21 protein-coding genes are annotated in these 13,995 nt (G+C 62.1%); 3 read left to right on the plus strand and 18 right to left on the minus strand.

The features are described 5' to 3' along the window. Window positions 1-5 precede the first annotated feature (5 nt). The 17 genes from ACE04A_RS26285 to ACE04A_RS26365 form a co-directional block, all read right to left on the minus strand. The gene (locus ACE04A_RS26285) at window positions 6-446 is read right to left on the minus strand and encodes a hypothetical protein (RefSeq protein WP_259251223.1); all 441 of its coding nucleotides are present in this window, start codon (window positions 444-446) and stop codon (window positions 6-8) included. Window positions 447-598: 152 nt separating this feature from the next. Continuing rightward, window positions 599-1,084, minus strand: a complete 486-nt coding sequence (locus ACE04A_RS26290) for a hypothetical protein (RefSeq protein ID WP_259251225.1) — start codon at window positions 1,082-1,084, stop codon at window positions 599-601. Between the two features lie 111 nt (window positions 1,085-1,195). After that, the gene (rpsQ, locus tag ACE04A_RS26295; RefSeq protein ID WP_006216549.1) at window positions 1,196-1,477 is read right to left on the minus strand and encodes a 30S ribosomal protein S17; all 282 of its coding nucleotides are present in this window, start codon (window positions 1,475-1,477) and stop codon (window positions 1,196-1,198) included. Between the two features lie 2 nt (window positions 1,478-1,479). After that, window positions 1,480-1,671 (minus strand): 50S ribosomal protein L29, encoded by a 192-nt coding sequence (rpmC, locus tag ACE04A_RS26300; RefSeq protein WP_003806912.1) that lies wholly within the window; start codon window positions 1,669-1,671, stop codon window positions 1,480-1,482. An 11-nt stretch (window positions 1,672-1,682) separates the two neighbouring features. Beyond that, the gene (gene rplP, locus ACE04A_RS26305; RefSeq protein ID WP_006216552.1) at window positions 1,683-2,099 is read right to left on the minus strand and encodes a 50S ribosomal protein L16; all 417 of its coding nucleotides are present in this window, start codon (window positions 2,097-2,099) and stop codon (window positions 1,683-1,685) included. A gap of 2 nt (window positions 2,100-2,101) precedes the next feature. Next, a complete protein-coding gene (gene rpsC, locus ACE04A_RS26310) occupies window positions 2,102-2,896 on the minus strand; it encodes a 30S ribosomal protein S3 (RefSeq protein WP_100853732.1) in 795 nt (264 codons plus the stop codon). Between the two features lie 9 nt (window positions 2,897-2,905). After that, window positions 2,906-3,235 (minus strand): 50S ribosomal protein L22, encoded by a 330-nt coding sequence (rplV, locus tag ACE04A_RS26315; protein ID WP_006227021.1) that lies wholly within the window; start codon window positions 3,233-3,235, stop codon window positions 2,906-2,908. A 3-nt stretch (window positions 3,236-3,238) separates the two neighbouring features. Continuing rightward, entirely contained in the window at window positions 3,239-3,514 is a 276-nt protein-coding gene (gene rpsS / locus ACE04A_RS26320; RefSeq protein ID WP_006216555.1) for a 30S ribosomal protein S19, read from the minus strand. A 12-nt stretch (window positions 3,515-3,526) separates the two neighbouring features. After that, a complete protein-coding gene (gene rplB / locus ACE04A_RS26325; RefSeq protein WP_006216556.1) occupies window positions 3,527-4,354 on the minus strand; it encodes a 50S ribosomal protein L2 in 828 nt (275 codons plus the stop codon). Beyond that, on the minus strand, window positions 4,355-4,651 hold the full coding sequence (gene rplW / locus ACE04A_RS26330) for a 50S ribosomal protein L23 (protein WP_006216557.1): 297 nt from the start codon (window positions 4,649-4,651) through the stop codon (window positions 4,355-4,357). Then, window positions 4,648-5,268: a 50S ribosomal protein L4 gene (gene rplD, locus ACE04A_RS26335; protein WP_006216558.1), complete on the minus strand. Its 621-nt coding sequence runs from the start codon at window positions 5,266-5,268 to the stop codon at window positions 4,648-4,650. The genes rplW and rplD overlap by 4 nt, the downstream gene beginning before the upstream one ends. A gap of 4 nt (window positions 5,269-5,272) precedes the next feature. Then, window positions 5,273-5,962 (minus strand): 50S ribosomal protein L3, encoded by a 690-nt coding sequence (rplC, locus tag ACE04A_RS26340; RefSeq protein WP_050448287.1) that lies wholly within the window; start codon window positions 5,960-5,962, stop codon window positions 5,273-5,275. Window positions 5,963-6,353: 391 nt separating this feature from the next. Next, window positions 6,354-7,121 (minus strand): ABC transporter permease, encoded by a 768-nt coding sequence (locus tag ACE04A_RS26345; protein WP_279993452.1) that lies wholly within the window; start codon window positions 7,119-7,121, stop codon window positions 6,354-6,356. Then, window positions 7,122-7,910 (minus strand): ABC transporter ATP-binding protein, encoded by a 789-nt coding sequence (locus ACE04A_RS26350; protein ID WP_448718221.1) that lies wholly within the window; start codon window positions 7,908-7,910, stop codon window positions 7,122-7,124. Then, entirely contained in the window at window positions 7,903-8,910 is a 1,008-nt protein-coding gene (locus tag ACE04A_RS26355; protein ID WP_447992221.1) for an ABC transporter substrate-binding protein, read from the minus strand. Before ACE04A_RS26355 ends, ACE04A_RS26350 begins: the two co-directional genes overlap by 8 nt. A gap of 79 nt (window positions 8,911-8,989) precedes the next feature. After that, window positions 8,990-9,589, minus strand: coding sequence for a cupin domain-containing protein (locus ACE04A_RS26360; protein ID WP_279993454.1), 600 nt, complete (start codon window positions 9,587-9,589; stop codon window positions 8,990-8,992). Between the two features lie 62 nt (window positions 9,590-9,651). Further along, window positions 9,652-10,728: a porin gene (locus tag ACE04A_RS26365; protein ID WP_259251234.1), complete on the minus strand. Its 1,077-nt coding sequence runs from the start codon at window positions 10,726-10,728 to the stop codon at window positions 9,652-9,654. A gap of 174 nt (window positions 10,729-10,902) precedes the next feature. On the opposite strand from ACE04A_RS26365, the gene ACE04A_RS26370 reads away from it, so the two are divergent. From ACE04A_RS26370 to ACE04A_RS26380, 3 genes are read left to right on the plus strand one after another with little or no spacing between them, the layout of a single operon-like run. Further along, a complete protein-coding gene (locus ACE04A_RS26370; RefSeq protein WP_448718218.1) occupies window positions 10,903-11,838 on the plus strand; it encodes an alpha/beta fold hydrolase in 936 nt (311 codons plus the stop codon). Further along, window positions 11,831-12,664 (plus strand): IclR family transcriptional regulator, encoded by an 834-nt coding sequence (locus tag ACE04A_RS26375; protein WP_448718217.1) that lies wholly within the window; start codon window positions 11,831-11,833, stop codon window positions 12,662-12,664. Before ACE04A_RS26370 ends, ACE04A_RS26375 begins: the two co-directional genes overlap by 8 nt. A 32-nt stretch (window positions 12,665-12,696) precedes the next feature. After that, window positions 12,697-13,506, plus strand: coding sequence for an aspartate dehydrogenase (locus ACE04A_RS26380; protein ID WP_485820682.1), 810 nt, complete (start codon window positions 12,697-12,699; stop codon window positions 13,504-13,506). A 106-nt stretch (window positions 13,507-13,612) separates the two neighbouring features. Here ACE04A_RS26380 and rpsJ read toward each other — a convergent pair whose 3' ends face one another. Continuing rightward, on the minus strand, window positions 13,613-13,924 hold the full coding sequence (rpsJ, locus tag ACE04A_RS26385; RefSeq protein WP_003806903.1) for a 30S ribosomal protein S10: 312 nt from the start codon (window positions 13,922-13,924) through the stop codon (window positions 13,613-13,615). Window positions 13,925-13,995: the final 71 nt, after the last annotated feature.

Consider the following 13,995-nt stretch of genomic DNA (forward strand, 5'->3'; position numbering starts at 1 on the left):
TCGCCTTATTTCACCTTGCTGCGTACGCGATCCAGGTCGCGGCTAAGCTGGTCAATCTGGCGCTGCATCGCGCTGAACTGCCGCTCGTTCGCGCTGTTGTTGCTGCTACTGCTACTTCGGTTGCTATCGCTTTGCTTGCGCTCCAGTGAGGCAATCTTTTTGTCCTGATCGTCCACCTTGCGTTGCAGCGCGCGGTTCTCGTTCTTCAGATCGTCCAACGTACGCGTTTGATCCCGTACCTGATCCATCGCCCTCTGCAACTCCCTGACTTCCATGCCGGCGCGCGCCCGGCTATCGCTCCCAACGACCAGCACGCTGTCGTGGATGGGCCGAGAGATCTCCACATCCTTGAAAACGATGTTCTGTGCGCTTGCGAATGTTGAGAAACCCGCGCCCGCCAACACCATGAAACCTGCTATGCCAAGCTTGCCCGCGGACCTGATCATGTTGCCACTCCTGTGGTCAGAATTGTCAGCGCAATGGGTGCGCTGGCTGAATTTATATCAGGAGCCATGGGGGGTTGTAACAACGCAGGCGCCAATAGTGGCTACGCTGCGTTTCAAAGCCGGCAAGGACCAGGCAGCAACCGCGGCGACGGTCACTTTCCGCTCTGGCGCAGCGTGTCCGCCTCGCGCCGCAGGCTGTCGACTCGCCGCTGCATCTCGTCGATCTTGCCTCGGTCAAGCTGCGAGCCAGCCGGCGTAGGCTGCAAGGGCCGCATCGTCGAACCCGTATTCAACGGCATCATGGCGGGCGCAGCCCCAGCGGCGCTGGCCGGCTTCTGGGTGAACAGGCGCTCCAGCAATAGCAGTTGATTGCGCTGATTCTCCAGGGTCTGTTCCTGCGACGCCAGCGCTTGCTCGTCCTCGTCATCCGATCCGAAGATGGCGGCGTGGTCACGGGACCCGGGAGGCAGCTTCACGCGAGGCTCGGGGCCGGCGTTCAAGACGTTCTTACCGGCACGGGCGTCATCGGGTGGCGCCGCCGGGCCGTTACCTGCGCCCGCATCCACCGCTTGCGCGGCGGCGGTACCAGCCAAGCACAAGGCGGCGACAAGCACATTGGCCCGTACGGTACTGCGCATGATGTTCCTGACCCGCATCGGCATAGATCTCAAGGACGAAAAAAAACGGCAAGGGGTTTAGCCCTTGCCGTTTTATATCAGAACGGCGAACCGTTCCGATGACTGCTTTACTTAGATGATACGTGCGGCTTCAACCAGACGCACCACACGCCACGACTTCGAGCGCGAGATGGGACGGCCTTCAGCGATTTCAACCGTATCGCCTTCGTTGTATTGGTTCGATTCATCGTGCGCCTTGTACTTCGCGGAACGCATGATGATCTTGCCGAAGATGGGGTGCTTGACGCGGCGCTCAACGAGCACAACGACAGTCTTGTCCATCTTGTTGCTGACGACCTTGCCAACCAGCGTACGCTGGCGCTTGGCCACTTGGGTGTTTTGAGTTTCGCTCATGTTTATTTCCCTGCCTTCTCGGTCAGCAAGGTACGAACGCGCGCAATGTCGCGACGCACGTTGCGCAGCTGGCTGGTGTTGGCCAGTTGCTGCGTGGCCTTCTGCATACGCAGACCGAATTGTGCCTTCAGCAGGCTTTCGAGCTCTTTGCCGAGCTCGGCGGCGTCTTTCGAACGGAGTTCGCTAGCTTTCATGTTAGTACTCCTTAAGCACCGATATGACGCGCGACGAACGTGGTCGAAATCGGCAGCTTGGCAGCGGCCAGGCGGAAAGCTTCACGCGCGATCTCTTCGCTCACACCTTCCATTTCGTAGAGCACTTTGCCGGGCTGAATTTCAGCGACCCAGTACTCAGGATTACCCTTACCGTTACCCATGCGGACTTCGGCGGGCTTTTGCGAGATGGGCTTATCCGGGAAAATGCGAATCCAGATACGGCCGCCACGCTTGATGTGACGATTGATAGCACGACGAGCGGCTTCGATCTGGCGAGCGGTCAGACGGCCACGGCCGGTGGCCTTCAGACCGAATTCGCCAAACGACACGTGGGTACCACGAGTCGCCAGACCGGTGTTGCGGCCCTTCTGCTCTTTGCGATACTTTCTGCGAGAGGGTTGCAGCATGGTTATTCTCCTTCAGGCGCCGGAGCAGCGTCCGCCTTGCGGGGACCACCACGACCACGACCACCCGGACGACCGGTGCGAGCACCGTCCGGACGATCACCACGCGGAGCGCGGCGCGGACGACGTTCTTCTTCGCGCGGGGCAGCGGTTTCCGGCGGCAATTCGCCGTTAGCCAGCATGTCGCCCTTGTAGACCCAGACCTTGATGCCGATCACGCCATACGTGGTGTGGGCTTCAGAGGTGCCGTAGTCAATGTTGGCCTTGAGGGTGTGCAGCGGCACACGGCCTTCGCGATACCACTCGGTGCGAGCAATTTCGATACCGTTCAGACGGCCCGAGCTCATGATCTTGATGCCTTGGGCACCCAGACGCATCGCGTTTTGCATCGCGCGCTTCATTGCGCGACGGAACATGATGCGCTTCTCGAGCTGTTGCGAAATCGAGTCGGCGATCAGTTGAGCATCGGTTTCCGGCTTGCGGATTTCCTCGATGTTGACGTGCACAGGCACGCCCATCAGACGCTGCAGATCAGCCTTCAGGTTTTCGATGTCCTCGCCGCGCTTGCCGATCACCACGCCCGGACGAGCCGAGTAGACGGTGATGCGGGCATTCTTGGCCGGACGCTCGATGATCACGCGACCAACGGAGGCGCTCTTGAGCTTCTTTTTCAGGTACTCGCGAACGCGAATGTCTTCGGCAAGCATCGTGCCGAAGGCCTTGTCGTCGGCGAACCAACGCGAGGACCAATTACGGGTGACCGCGAGACGGAACCCAGTGGGGTGAATTTTCTGACCCATCGTGACTCCTTAAGCTCCGACCTTGACCGTGATATGGCAGGTCTGCTTCTCGATACGGTTGCCGCGGCCCTTGGCGCGAGCGGAGAAGCGCTTCATCGACTGAGCCTTGTCCACAAAAATCGTGGTGACTTTCAGTTCGTCGATATCGGCGCCGTCGTTGTGCTCGGCGTTGGCGATGGCGGACTCGACAGCCTTCTTCAGGATGACGGCAGCCTTCTTCGGCGAGAAGGTGAGGATTTCCAGGGCACGACCGACCTTCTGACCACGGATCAAGTCCGCAACCAGACGGGTCTTCTGTGCCGAGATGTGCACCCCACGGATAATGGCAGTAGTTTCCATCGCTTACCTCTTCGCCTTCTTGTCCGCAGCGTGGCCCTTGAACGTACGGGTCAGCGCGAACTCGCCCAGCTTGTGACCGACCATGTTCTCGTTGATGTACACGGGAACATGTTGCTTGCCGTTGTGAACCGCGATCGTCAGGCCGATGAACTCGGGCAGGATCGTGGAACGACGCGACCAGGTCTTGATCGGCTTCTTGTCTTTGCCCGCGACGGCCGTGTCCACCTTTTTGATCAGGTGAGCATCGACAAACGGGCCTTTCTTGATCGAACGTGACATAGTGTTCGCCTCTTACTTGCGCTTGCGCCGTTGGACGATCATATTGTTCGTCCGCTTGTTGCGACGGGTCTTGAAACCCTTCGCCGGGGTGCCCCACGGGCTGACCGGCTCGCGTGCTTCACCGGTACGGCCTTCGCCGCCACCGTGCGGGTGATCCACCGGGTTCATGGCAACGCCACGAACCGTCGGGCGGATACCACGCCAACGCATTGCACCGGCCTTGCCGATTTGGCGCAGGCTGTGTTCTTCGTTACCGACTTCACCAATGGTGGCGCGGCATTCGATGTGCACACGGCGAACTTCACCCGAGCGCAGACGAACCTGAGCGTAGATGCCTTCGCGAGCCAGAAGGACGGCGGAAGCGCCGGCCGAACGGACCATTTGAGCACCCTTGCCAGGCAGCATTTCGACGCAGTGAATCGTCGTACCCACCGGGATGTTGCGGATCGGCAGCGTGTTACCAGCGCGGATCGGAGCATCGGTGCCCGACAGCAAGGTAGCACCCACTTCCAGACCACGCGGAGCGATGATGTAACGACGTTCGCCGTCGGCGTAGCACAGCAGTGCAATGTGCGCCGTACGGTTGGGGTCATATTCCAGACGCTCGACCTTTGCCGGGATACCGTCCTTGTCGCGACGGAAGTCGACGACACGGTAGTGTTGCTTGTGACCACCACCACGGTGACGGATCGTGATGTGACCGTTGTTGTTACGGCCAGAACCACGGGTCTTCTTTTCCAGCAGCGGCGCGTAGGGCTCACCCTTGTGCAGGTTCGGGCTAACAACCTTCACCATGCCACGGCGGCCAGCCGAAGTCGGCTTAACTTTTACGAGGGCCATTTACTTCACCTCCGCAAAGTCGATTTCCTGGCCGTCCTTGAGCGACACGTAAGCCTTGCGCTCATTACGGCGACGGCCAACGAATCGGCCAAAGCGCTTGACTTTGCCCTTACGGTTGAGGACCTGCACGGACTCGACCTGCACCTTGAAGAGCAGTTCGACGGCAGCCTTGATTTCCGGCTTGGTAGCGTCAGCCACGACACGGAAAGCGACTTGCTGATTCTTCTCAGCGACGAACGTGGCCTTTTCGGTCACGATCGGAGCCAGAATGACTTGCATCAAGCGTTCAGCGTTCATCCCAGCATCTCCTCGAGTTGAGCGATGGCCGGCTTGGTGATCAGCACTTTCTTGTAGTGGACCAGCGACAACGGATCGGCATAACGGGGCTCGACAACAGCAACGTGCGGCAGGTTGCGGGTGGCGAGGTAAACATTCTCATCAACGCTGTCGGTGATGATCAGGACCGAGTCCAGGCCCAGGCTCTTCAGCTTTGCAGCAGCAGCCTTGGTCTTGGGCGATTCCAGATCAAACGATTCGACAACGGCGATACGGTCTTCGCGAGCCAGTTGCGACAAGATCGAACGGATCCCGGCGCGGTACATCTTCTTGTTGACCTTCTGGCTGAAGTTCTCTTCGGGCGAGTTCGGGAAAATCCGACCACCGCCACGCCACAGCGGCGACGAAGTCATACCAGCGCGTGCGCGGCCGGTACCCTTCTGGCGCCAGGGCTTCTTGGTCGAGTGCTTAACTTCGGCACGATCCTTCTGAGCGCGGTTGCCGGCACGGGCATTGGCTTGGAAAGCCACCACGATCTGATGAATCAGTGCTTCGTTGAAGTCACGGCCGAAGATCGTATCGGGCGCGCTGAACGTAGCAGCGGCCTGACCTTGGTCGTTCAGGAGCTTGAGATCCATTTACTTACGCTCCCTTCTTGGCCGGGGCCTTGATGGCCGGGCGCACGACGATGTCGGCGCCAGCGTGGCCGGGGACAGCGCCCTTGACCAGCAGCAGGCCACGCTCAACGTCAACGCGAACGACGTCGAGGTTTTGAACGGTGCGGGTGACATCACCCAGGTGACCAGCCATCTTCTTACCCGGGAACACGCGGCCCGGATCTTGAGCTTGGCCAATCGAGCCGGGAACGCGGTGCGAACGGGAGTTACCGTGCGACGCGCGTTGCGAACCGAAGTGGTGACGCTTGATGGTACCGGCGAAGCCTTTACCAATGGTCGTGCCCGTCACGTCGACCTGTTGGCCGGCTTCGAACACGGATTCCACGGCGATCACGGCACCGGCTGCAAATTCAGCAGCGCGAGCGGGATCAAGGCGGAATTCTTTGAGGATGCTACCGGCTTCAGTGCCGGCTTTGGCGTAGTGGCCCGTTTGCGGCTGAGCCACACGCGAGGCACGACGAGTGCCATAAGCCACTTGGATCGCGGCGTAGCCGTCGGTTTCCAGCGACTTAACTTGGGTCACGCGGTTGTTAGACACGTCCAGCACGGTTACCGGGATGGATTCACCTTCCTCGGTAAAAATGCGGGTCATGCCGACCTTGCGACCCACCAGCCCCAGCCGGTGAGCGGCGGGCGTGGGTGTCGAATTCGACATCGTTTTCTCCATTCCTGACTGCGATTGGTCAGGGCTAATCAGGCAAAAGGTAACGGCCTTTGCCCTACGACTATGTTCAACCTGGTTGGTGTTGCCTCTAGCGACTTCTTTGCCTTGCAGCAAAGGAGCAATTCAAGCCAATCCGCCCATAGTTAGACTCGCCACAAAATGGCAAGCTTGGCATATTAGCATGATTTTTTCAGGCGGCACAAGCACTTAGCCCGCTTTGGGCCTGGGGAAGTGGGCTGTTTTGCCACACTTCAAACGGGCAAAATCGGTTACCGAACAGGTTCCCGGTTGGGTTGCCCAACAGGCGGCCGCGCGAACAGGGCGCCCTTGGGATAGTGAGTGACCGCTTACCTGGCGACGACGCCCGCCTCAGGGTCGCTATTCAAGCCGTTTTCCTGGCCCTGCCCGACTCGTGCCAGGGGATCAGCACCTTGCGAAGCGATCCCACCGCGAAGTACAGCACAAAGCCGATCATGGCCAGCAACAGCACCACGGCGAATAGCGTGTCGACCTCCATGTCCTGCAACTTGACGGTGGCCAGGTAGCCCAGCCCTCGCGAGCCGGCCACGAACTCCGACACCACCGCGCCGATGATGGACAACACGATCGCCATTTCCATGCCCGTCAATATATAGGGCAGCGACGCCGGTATCACCAGCAGGCGGAAACGTTTGCGGCCGGTCGCGTTGCCCACCTGAAAGACCTCGACCAGGCCGGTGTCGACCGATTTCGCTCCCAGGTAGCTATTGGCAAACACGGGAAAGAACGCCATCAGCGCCGAGATCACGATCTTGGATTCGATGCCAAAGCCGAACCAGAGGATAAATAGCGGAATCAGCGCAACCTTGGGCGTCAGTTGCAAGGCGACGACGAATGGCTTGAAGATCGTGTCCAGCAGTTCGACCCTGCCCAGCACCTGGCCGATCAACGTACCCGTCACCACCGCGATCACGAACCCGCCCAGGCATTCGGCCAGTGTCGTATAGATGTGGAAATAGGTATCGGGCCGCTGCATCAACTGCACCAGCGCGGCCAGCACGTCCTCGGGCGGCGGCAACACCAGCGGCGACACGTCAAAAAGCGTCACATAGCTTTTCCACAGAACAAAGAACACCACCACGGAACAGAGTTGAATGGCGAAGCGTTTCATTCAGATCTCCAGGTGCTTGCGCAGTTCGGCGCACAGCCGCGCATATTCGGGGTGTTCGCGCTGCTCGGTGCGTGGACGCGGCAGATCCACGCGGATCTCCGCCGCCACGCGGCCCGGACGGGCAGACATGACAATGACGCGGTCGGCCAGATGTACGGCCTCGCTGATCGAGTGAGTAATCAGGAACGCCGCAAAGCCCTCGCGCATCCAGATGCGTTCGGCGTCCGCAATGATCTGCTCGCGAGTCAGTGCATCCAACGCACCGAAGGGTTCGTCCAGCAGCAGCAACTCGGGGTTTGAGAACAGCGCCCGCGCGAACGAGGCCCGCTGGCGCATGCCGCCAGATAGCTCCGACGGATTGCGCTTTTCGAATCCGCCAAGGCCCACCATGGCGCACAACTGCCGTGCGCGCTCCAGATCGGCGGACGTCGCCCCCGTGGTCATCAGTTTGGGCAGGGCCACGTTCTGCTCGATGTTCAGCCATGGCAGCAAACGATGCTCTTGAAAGGCAACGCCAAAGCGAACCGGATTGGAAGCGCCCCGCCCCGGCCAGGCGATCTGGCCTTCGCTGGGCGACTCCAGGCCGCACAGCAGCCGCAGCAGGGTGGACTTGCCGCAGCCAGACGGCCCGATGATGGCAACGAACTCGCCCGGCGCGATATGTTGGTTCACCCCCTGCAAGGCGGTGGTCACGCCTGAGTCGGTCTTGAATTTCTTGGTGACGTCGATAAAGCGGACGATCGCCGTGCCCGCATCCACCGCCGGCGCTATGGATAGGGCTTCAGGCAACAGCGCTCTCCCAGATGTCGTTGGTATAGAGCTTGCGATCGGTTGCGCGCATCAGGCCGGCGTCCAACAGCAGCTTGCTGCCTTCCTGCCATTGCTTGGGATCGTTGCGCACCGCCTGGTCCGCGCCATGGCTCAGCCACAGTTCGCGGTTGCCGCGCAGGTCTTGCAGCGCGATATCGGTCTTCTCGATACCGGGGATATCGAACGCGTCCCCCATCAGCGCGATGGCTTGCATCAAGGCTGCGTCATCCATCGTGGCCAGCTCCCTCACGGCTTGCACCACGCCACGGGTGAAGGCGACATAGGCGTCACGGTTTGCCGCCAGTTCGCTTTCGCGCGCCACATAGACCTGGCCGGGCACGCCGTCGTCGGCGTGCATGACCGAGATCGCCAGCTTTTGCGCCCGCAAACGCGACACCGTGCTGGTATTGCCAAAGAATGCGTGCAGGCGGCCTGCCTCGATCATCGCGAACGACGCGGGGCCATCAGCGACCCGCTCCCGGCGCACCGACTTCGGGTCGACGCCGGCGTGCGCCAGCATCAGGTTCAAGGTGGCTTCCATCGAGCCTCCAAACGAGGCCAGCCCGACGATCTTGCCGGCCAATTCGCGAGCGTCCGCGATCGGCGCGCGCTCGGCGGACACCACGACGAAGGGCGAAATCTGGGCGATGGTGCCGAAGGCGACGACGTCGGAGTTACCTTGCGCGCGGGCGGACATGTAGTTGGCGGCACCCGTGCGGCCGGCGCTGACTTGGCCCGCCGCGGCCAGTTGCACCACTTGCGCCGCGCCGCGGCCGACTTCCACGCGCAGGTCCAGGCTTTGCGCCTTGAACTTGCCGGACGCCGATGCATACAGCACAGGCGCAAATGCCAAGGACAAGGTGAACGGCGTCAGGAACGTGAATTTGCCGCCCGGTGCGGCATGCACCGCACCCGCCGCGGGCAACATCAGGGCGCCCGCCATGCCGGCGGCCGCCCCCAGGAAAGATCTGCGATTCATCAAGGGGTCTCCAAACGGGGACTTCATACAGGGGCTAAATTCGGGGGCTCATTTCGGCAGATGCTGCAAGACACATGCATCACGCCTTCGCCGCTGCCGCAGCGCGTTTACGCTCCGCCTTGGCGATGGCGATCGGATGGTCGGCGGGATAGTCCGGCAGGTCCGGGCGGTTCGCGCCCAGCATCACGCACATCAGCGCTTCTTCCTGGCCTTCGTTGCGCAGGCCGCGATAGATGCCCGGCGGCACCGAGATCACGTCGCGTTCACTCAGCACGGTTTCGAAGGTCTCGCCCTGGTATTCCAGGAACAAGCGGATGTTGTGGCCGCGCAGGATGAAAAAGGCCTCTTCGACATCCGGGTGTACGTGCATGGGACCTTCGCAGCCGGCGGGCAGCACCATCGTGGAGAACGTGAAGTGCTCGGCCGGAATCGAGTTCTGGTCATCGCGCACGCCAGCCGCGCCGGTGCCGATGTAGCGCGTTTGCGCACGGCGATAGACGGGGTCGACTTCGGCCTGCCAGCCCAGCGCGTTCCAGTCGTAGGACCGCGTCGCGCGGCGGGCGACCCGAGTCTCCATCCATTCGCCCAGTGACTTGTCCTTGGGACGCTTCCAACTGGCGAATTGGGGGTTCTCCTGATCGGGAACGGGAATCTCATGGTTTTGGGGTGCAGCATTCATGGCGTTTCCTTTTGGTCACGTTCGGCCAGGCGATTCCTGGCGGGAAAAGACGGGGATTGCGATCAGAACGAGTGCTGGATGCCGACGCCAAACTGGCGACGGCTGATGTCGTCGCCAGTGGTGTGGTCGCGCGTGTCGGTATCGTTGAAGAGCACGTACAGGTTCGTGCGCTTGGACAGGTAGTGCTGGTAGGCCACCCCCACGCCGGATGCCTGGGACAGTACGGCGTGCTGGTAGCTGGCCATGACGCGGCCGCGACCCGCCGGAACGCTGACGCCGAACGTGTAGACGCGGTCGCGGTCGCCACCGGCGGCGACGTAACCGGGCGCGGGGTTCAGATTGATGTCGCGCTGTTCGTTGTAGCCGGCGTGCAGCTTCAAGATCTCGAAATCGTAAGCGGCGGCCAACTGTAGATTCTTGGCGTCGCGGCGTGCTGGCGTCAGGTTCGACGCGTTCAGTTGCTCGTAGGTGGCGGCCAGCTTCAGCGGGCCGTGGCCGTAGCGCAGGCCGGCCGTCACCACGCGGTCATTGTCAGCCGTCCGGAAGCCCTGCTCCGCATCGGGCGAAAAGCTGTAGCCGATGCCGGCCTCAAGCCCATTCCAGGCTGGTGTGAAGTACAGGACGGAATTGCTGATGCGACCGTCGACGCCGAAGTCCCCGGATTTATAGCCAAAGGTGTTGCCGATCGAATTGCGTGACCACGACACGCCGAACGGGCTGGCGACAAACGGTGTCCATGCATAGCCGAACACCACTTGGCGTCCCACCCGTACCTCGCCGAATCCGCCCTTCAATCCGACCGTGGCCTGGCGGCCGAACAGCCGGCCTTGTGTGTTGGTGCCGTTGTCGCCGTTGAAGCCGCTTTCCAACTGAAAGGTAGCCGCCAGGCCATTGCCCAGGTCCTCGACCCCGCGCAGGCCCCATCGCGACTGGCTCGAAATACCGCTGTCGACACTGAGCTTGGTGGCGTGGTCATTGGTGTCCGATCGGAAGCCCATGTCAATCAGGCCGTAGAGGGTGATGGACGATGCCTCCACGGCCGGCGTCGCGTGCACGGTATGGGTGACGATGGGCGCCAGGCTGGCGAAGGCGACGGCGAGGCCGACGGAAACCGCACGGCGCGGCGAGTACTGGGTCATGCTGGTATTCCCCTGGGTCTGTACTTCCACGCGTTAGGGTCGGGCGGCTGGCGCTGCTGCCCGGCCGTTGCGACATCGGAGTGGCGTACGTTTTATTGGTGAAACGTTGATTTGCAAATGAGACGGACGCAGTATAATTGCGCTGCATCAAAAACCATTCCCGGGATTACCCGTATGCCCACTGCACTCATTTCTTCCGTGTCGCCAACGGGATCTGGCCTGGGGCCCGACCCAACGCGCGCGCTGTCCGCCCGACTTGAAGACCTGGATGAAGGCTTCCCTTTGCACCAGGCGCCCTCGGCGATCGGCACCCTCACCTACCGAAGCGCGGGCACCGGCCCCGCCGTGGTTTTGCTGCACGGCATCGGGTCTGCCGCCGGCTGCTGGCTGGATGTCGCGCTGATGTTGCGCGACGGGTTTCGCGTCATCGCCTGGAACGCGCCAGGCTATGCCGGTTCCACGCCGCTGCCCCAGGCGCATCCGTCGGCCGACGATTACGCCGACGCCTTGCATCAGTTGCTGGCGCACGCGGGGGTGTCGGAATGCGTGCTTGTGGGCCATTCCCTTGGCGCCATCGTGGCGGGCGCTTATGCGGCGCGCGGGGCCGGCAACGCGCACGTCGCGATTCGGCGACTGGTGCTGCTCAGTCCCGCCCAAGGGTATGCAAGCCATGACGAGGCACAACGCGAGGCCGTACGAACGCGCCGCTTGACCTTATTAGAGGCAGAGGGCATCGAGGGCATCGCCGCGCAACGGGCTGCTGCATTGCTATCGAATGCGGCGACGCCGGCCATGCGGGAATGGGCGAGCTGGAACATGCGCCAGATTTCGCCGGCCGGGTACCGCCAAGCGGTCAGCCTTTTGTGCGACAGCGACCTCCTGTCCCGTCAAGCACCCGCCATGCCGGTGGACGTGCGGGTGGGCAATCACGACGTCATCACGCCCGCCGCTCAAGGCCAAACCGTGGCACAAGCCTGGCACGCTTCGTTTGCACTGATCGACGGCGCGGGCCATGCCTGCCATATCGAGCGCCCCGCACAAGTCGCCGAGATCGTGCGCGGCTCGGCCAGGAACGACGGCGGCGTCAAGACGGAGTCCCCTTTTGCTTGAAGACACCAACGTGAATGAAGACAAGCGCTACACCGTACCGGCGCTTGAGCGAGGCTTGCGGCTGCTGGGCGAATTCAACCGTCAAGATCGTGTGCTGGGCGCCCCGGAATTGGCGCGCCGGTTGAACATTCCGCGCTCAACCGTGTTCCGGATGTTGAACACGCTCGAGGCCCTGGGTTTCGTCCGCAGGGTCGACGGCGGCGCGGCGTACAGGCTGGATATGGCCGTGCTGCGCCTGGGCTTTGAGTATCTGGCGTCGCTGGAACTCACCGACCTGGGCCGGCCGTTGTTGGAACGCCTGCGTGACGCCACCGGCTATTCCACCAATCTGGTGGTGCGCGACCGCCGCTCCGCGGTCGTCGTTGCCAAGGTTTCCGCGCCCACGCCCTTCGTCAGCACGGTCTTCGTCGGCACCCGCCTGCCGACCCATGCAACGCTGCTTGGCCGGGCGGTCATGTGCGACCTTTCCCTGCCCGAGCTACTTGATCTTTATGGCGCCGATCCCTTGCCGCCGCACTCAGCGCACACGCCGCGCAGCGTGCCGGCGCTGCACGCCTTGCTTCAGGAAGATCTGGCGCGAGGCTATGTGATCGAACGCGGCTTCTATGAAGCTATCGTCGGCAGCATTGCGGCGCCCGTGCGCGATGCCAGCGGCCGCGTCGTCGCGGCGTTGGGCGTCACCATACCCACCCAAGGGCCTGAAGAACCGACGATCGACGAAGCCTCCGTCATCCACGCGGTATGCGCCGCTGCGCATGAACTGTCCGTCTCGCTCGATTATGTGCCGCCAGTGGCAGAGCACAACGTCGTCTCCGGAAGGACCTGACCCTGAACCCGTACCAATTTGAGGATGTACCGATGTTGAAGATAGCCATGGTGGGCTGCGGCGCAATCGGCGTCGCCGCTCTGGAGTTGCTTGCCAACCGTACTGACTTGGCGGTGACTACGGTGCTTGTGCCCGCATCGCATCTGGACGATGCGCGCCAGCGCATCCAGCCCTGGGCGCCGCAGGCCACCATTCACGCCGCGCTTGACGCGGCGCCCACGCGCCCGGACTTGCTGGTGGAATGCGCCGGTCACAGCGCCATCATTGAGCATGTGTTGCCCGCCCTGCGCGCGGGAATCCCATGCGTCGTCGCCTCGGTAGGCGCCTTGGCGGCGCCAGGGCTCATTGAAGCGTTGGAACAAGCCGCGCGCGCCGGCCAGACGCGCGTGCAACTGCTGTCAGGTGCGATCGGCGCCATTGATGCGCTGGCTGCGGCACGGCATGGCGATCTGGACGACGTGGTGTACACCGGGCGCAAGCCGCCGCTTGCCTGGCGCGGCACACCAGCGGATAAGCAGTTCGATCTGACAACGCTGGACCACGGCGCTACGGTCATTTTCGAAGGCACCGCGCGCGAGGCCGCGGCCACCTATCCGAAAAACGCCAACGTGGCAGCCACGCTGGCACTGGCCGGGATCGGATTGGACCGTACACGTGTGCGCCTGTTGGCCGACCCCGATGTGCAGGACAACGTGCATCACGTTCATGCCAAGGGTGCATTCGGCGAGTTTGAACTGACGATGCGCGGCAAGCCGTTGGCCGCAAACCCGAAGACCTCGTCGTTGACCGTCTACAGCCTGGTGCGAGCCATCTGCAATGCCGTGGAGCCGGTGGTGATCTGAACACATCGGCCGCAGGCTACGCCGCAAAAACAAAATGGCCGCATTCCCTGGGGAATACGGCCATTTTTTACGAGCCTACCGGCGAAGGTAGCAGGCTCGGTTCGTCTTACTGCAGCGCGATTTCGACGTCGACGCCGGCCGGCAGGTCCAGACGCATCAGGGCGTCAACGGTCTTGTCGGTGGGATCAACGATGTCCATCAGGCGCTGGTGCGTACGAATTTCGAACTGGTCGCGCGACGTCTTGTTGACGTGCGGCGAACGCAGGACGTCGTAGCGACGGATACGCGTGGGCAGCGGCACCGGGCCGCGGACAACGGCGCCGGTACGCTTGGCGGTGTCGACGATTTCAGCGGCCGATTGATCGATCAGCTTGTAATCGAAAGCTTTCAAGCGGATACGGATCTTTTGGTTTTTCATGGCGTTTCCTAAAGAACGAGAGGCGAAGGCGACGAGGCGCCCTCGCTGGTTGTTTGCTGCTTAAGTGATCC

The organism is Achromobacter colocynthidis (genome assembly GCF_057334535.1).